Annotated in this window: 4 protein-coding genes; 1 reads left to right on the top strand and 3 read right to left on the bottom strand. The window is 34.2% G+C overall.

Translation table 11 applies throughout. The features are described from left to right. From ypeB to prsW, 3 genes are all read right to left on the bottom strand, one after another. A partial coding sequence (ypeB, locus tag HU235_RS07360; protein ID WP_174879788.1) for a germination protein YpeB occupies positions 1–1287 on the bottom strand: 1287 nt, incomplete at its 3' end. Positions 1288–1302: 15 nt separating this feature from the next. Then, positions 1303–2529: a spore cortex-lytic enzyme gene (gene sleB, locus HU235_RS07355; protein WP_233452158.1), complete on the bottom strand. Its 1227-nt coding sequence runs from the start codon at positions 2527–2529 to the stop codon at positions 1303–1305. Positions 2530–2708: 179 nt separating this feature from the next. Next, positions 2709–3371, bottom strand: coding sequence for a glutamic-type intramembrane protease PrsW (gene prsW, locus HU235_RS07350; protein WP_095301105.1), 663 nt, complete (start codon positions 3369–3371; stop codon positions 2709–2711). Positions 3372–3598: 227 nt separating this feature from the next. On the opposite strand from prsW, the gene HU235_RS07345 reads away from it, so the two are divergent. Next, on the top strand, positions 3599–4567 hold the full coding sequence (locus HU235_RS07345; protein ID WP_095301104.1) for an asparaginase: 969 nt from the start codon (positions 3599–3601) through the stop codon (positions 4565–4567). The last annotated feature ends 87 nt before the right edge of the window (positions 4568–4654 follow it).

Genomic DNA, 4654 nt, shown 5'->3' with positions numbered 1-4654 from the left:
ATTCTCGGCGTTGATAAAAATTCGATAAGAATCTTCATCGATTGTTCCTAAGAATTCGTAGCATAAGATTTCTTCTCCAAATTCATTCATAATGAGAGCTAGTCTATCTTCTTGAACTTCTAAACTTGGATTTAATTTTTTCGCTGCATCATCTCGCGTAATTTTCGGCTTTGGAATTTCTCGCTTTTTATGTGCTGCTAAATAGTCTCTTGCTGAAAAACCAATTACTTCTCCATTATCTAATGCTACCTTCATCCGAATCGCATCTGGGTAAATTCTAACTCCATTATAAATTGAGACAAATGAAAACACACCGACATTATCATATTGTGCACTTTCAAACAGGTCAAGATCTTTAAAACCATGCTTTTCTAAAAAGTTACGAGCTTTATTTGTTGCATCATTTAAACTAATTTTATTTTCTTTAATATCACGATTTTGCACTAAATAAATTGGGTGACCGCCTTTTTTAGTAATATCCATATTTAAATCAATATTATTTTTTTTATCATGCATTGAAACGCTATAAAATTCATAAGAAGAACCGTCACCATTTTTTGTGACATTTATATCCTTTACACCATTCTCAACGAATTGCTTTGCAATTTGCTTTGCTTCCTTACTAGTTATTTCTTTTCCTTCTAAATGATTAAAACCTTTAGCTGCGCTAGTTTTCATCATCGTTAATGTTGGATCGGAATTCGCTTCAGAATAAGCACCTACATTCTCTTCAACAGTCTTAAAACCATCAATAATTGTATTATCCATTTGTTTTTGACCAGATGCTAAAGCTAATTCAACATCCATCCATCGCAAATTATTTTCAATGACAAGATGCTGTACATTGCGAAGCTCCTCTTGAATATTTGCCGATTGTTTATACATTGACTTTAATGATTTATATTCATCATCTGATAGAGGTTCATTATCTAAATCTCGAACAGCTGTCCGATAAGTAAAATCACTGATTCCCGCTAGAAATTCTTCCGTTTTATTAAATGGCAATAAAGTTAACGGCAATTGTCCAACATTTGATTGTGCCTCAGATGATAGTCGCCATACGTCAACTAAGGCTGGCGATAATGAATCCTTAGAATTCATTGCTAGTGTAGCACCTATTTGATCATGTAGTTGGTCTATTTTATACGTTAAATCGTGAAAAGCTCTTTGATAGTTATTTTCAGCCTGAATTAAGACTGCATCCTTTTCTTGATGCTCTTTATATCCCCAATAACCTGTACCAACTACTGCAACTGTTAATAACCCAATAAGTATGCCACGTATCATATATCATCACCCTTTCTATTTACAGAAAATATGCTTTCCGATACGTTTGATTTGTGGTCTTCCCCAAATCCAAGAGCTAGTTGCCGTATTTGGATTAAAGTAATAGATTGCATTACCGGTAGGATCAAAACCATTTAAAGCGTCTAATACTGCCTTTTTCGCCGTTTCATTTGGTGTTAACCATATTTGTCCGTCAGCAACCGCTGTAAAGGCCCCTGGCTCAAATATGACCCCTGATACTGTATTAGGGAAAGTAGGACTGTTTACTCGATTTAAGATGACTGCAGCAACTGCAACTTGTCCGATATATGGTTCACCCCTTGATTCTCCATAAACCGCATTTGCCATTAATTGTATATCATTCTGTGAGAATCCATTTGGTAAATTTACTGCTGTTGAGTCTTTTTGCTGTTTATTATTATTCGTTTGATTTGTATTCTGATTTCTTCTTGCTTGCTGTTGTCTCTCTGTTTCCCGATTTGCTTGAGCTCGTTCTCTTTCTCGTGCTTGCTGTTGGGCTTGAGCTTGTTCTCTTTCCTGTGCTTGCTGTTGATCCTGAGCCTGCTCCCTTTCTCGTGCTTGTTGCTGAGCTTGTTCTTGATCCCTTTCCCGTGCTTGTTGCTGAGCTTGTTCTTGCTCTCTGTCTCGTGCTTGTTGCTGAGCTTGTTCTTGTTGTTCTCTTTCCTGTGCTTGTTGCTGAGCTTGTTCTTGTTCTCTTTCCTTTGCTTGTTGCTGTCTTTGTTGTGTTTGATTATTTACTTGAGCTTGATATTTCTTTTCTTGTTGAAGCCTTCTTTGTTCAGTAGCCTGTCTTGCTTGCTGTATCTGTTTCTCATTTGGAGCAGATTGAATCGATAATGGCACACCACCATAGTGAGTAAACTTTCTTCCTTTATTAATTTGGTCATAAACAAAGTCTTTATAAAAAGTAGTAGATTGTAACAACATGTCTTTCGTTTTTTGCCCTACTAAACCGTCTACTTCTTCAAGACCAAATCTTTTTTGATAATTCCTTACTGCCCAATAGGTGCTCCAACCATATACACCATCTATTGGACCGTTATAATATCCGTTATATTGAAGTCTTGCCTGCAATTCAATAACATCACTACCCGTTGCACCTCGTTGAATAGTCTGTTCTGAAAAAGCATGTGCCTTAGGAACCTTTGATGAGAAAAATTGAAATGTGATAGTTGTCATTGATACCAAGATGACTATCAACATTATGCGCATGTTTTTCATGTTGCTGCCTCCTCAAGTAGTTGTAATTGCTTAAACGTATTTTTTGTAGTCTTTGGCATTTTATTCATACAAATTATCCACCCAACCATAATACACAAATATTACCAAAACTCTAAAAAAGAACATAACAGGGAACACGACAAAAAACCACTTTAAGAAAAAGTGGTTTTTTCAACGTATTAAGGTAACTTCGAATCAATTAATCTTACTCTGGCTTTTTTAGCTTTATGTAAAGCAAACCACCAGAGAAATAACATAAATGGTAAAATGATATATTTCCAATGCATATAGCTAGTTAATATTGAATCGTAGATAAAATGAAGAAGGATTGGGATTATACATGAAAAAACTATCCAACGCTTCCGAAACTTTTCACTTGAAAACTTTCCTTTACCTAAATAATACCCCATTAGTACACCAAATAATGCATGGCTTGACACAGGTAAAATAGCTCTACCAAAAGCATGTTCAACACCGTTAGCAAACAGATAGAGAATATTTTCGAGTGTAGCAAAACCAAGTGAAACAGATACTCCATAAACAATCCCATCATAATGCTCATTAAAGTGAACATGCTGATATATAGTAAAAAACAAGATAAACCATTTAAAAAACTCTTCCAGAAAACCTATTGCAACAAATGTATACAAAAGCTCTGAACTAAAAACATTTTCAACATCTAAAACATATTGGAGAAACATAATTGGAAAAACAAGCAGAGCCCCAAAAATAAACGAACGGAGCACCAAATATAACGGTTCAGTTTCGTATTGATCTTTTAAATAAAAGTAAGATAATAAAGCAAGACCAGGGGCAATGCCTGCAGAAATAATCGCGATCATCTACAGGCCTCTTTTCTTTAAAATGTAGTCTAAAAATCAATATAAGGACAATAACCTATGGTTATCTACTAATTTTAGTATATAATGGATTCTTCTAATTATAGTATAAAAGAAGGAAATAAATTAGTTGAAAAGTTTTATTTTTACTTAATTAATCGTAACATGTTATTCTAAAATTGAAAATCACTAATAGAATATCTTATTTTAAACAGCATGGAGGACTATAGATGAAAAATATATTACTAATACACACTGGTGGTACGATCTCAATGATGGAAGATGAAAAAACTGGTGAAGTAAAACCTGATGCAAAAAACCCTCTCGTTGATTATATTAGTGAGATACCTGATACAGTTCTAATTACATCAGAATTATTTCATTTACCATCTCCACATATAACACCCAACCATATGTTAAAAATAAAAGAGTATATTGAAAGGAATGTCAACGAGCGCTCAATTAACGGAGTTGTCATTACTCACGGAACAGATACTTTAGAGGAAACAGCGTTTTTCCTTGATATCACTTTATCTTTGGATATTCCAATTGTTATTACAGGGGCAATGCGTTCAAGTAATGAATTAGGTTCAGATGGATTATATAATCTTATTGCGGCAATTAAAGTAGCATCCTCAGAGAAAGCAAAGAACTTAGGAGTCCTTGTAGTAATGAATGATGAAATTCATACTGCAAAAAATGTAACAAAAACACATACGAGTAATATCGCTACATTTCAAAGCCCACAATATGGTCCTATTGGGATTGTAAATAAAGGTGGAGTTCTATTTCATCATAAGCCAAAAACAAGTCGTCACTTAAATGTAAAACACCTTGATAAAAATGTTTTATTATTAAAAGCTTTTGCAGGTATGGACGATAGCCTATTAAAAGCGATTTCTAGCCTTAAGCTTGATGGACTCGTTATTGAAGCATTAGGTCAAGGAAATTTACCGCCTTATTTACTTCCAGAATTAAAGACATTACTGAATAAAGGAATCCCCATCATTCTTGTATCCCGTTGTTTTAATGGTATCGTCCAGGATGTCTATGGTTACGAAGGTGGAGGAAGGCACTTAAAAGAATTAGGAATGATTTTTAGTAATGGATTAAATGGTCAAAAGGCTAGATTAAAATTAATGATTGCCTTAGAAACAACTTCAAATCATAAAGAACTTGAAGAAATATTCTCTGAATGAGAAAAGTGAGAGTGATTTAATATGGGACAAGGAGTGAAGACACATGAAAAAGCGTGTTTAACCTACATGTACCATATTTATTTACTC

It is taken from the genome of Metabacillus niabensis, from assembly GCF_902829255.1.
GTDB lineage: Bacteria > Bacillota > Bacilli > Bacillales > Bacillaceae > Metabacillus > Metabacillus niabensis.
This window is presented reverse-complemented; position numbering and strand designations above follow the sequence as displayed.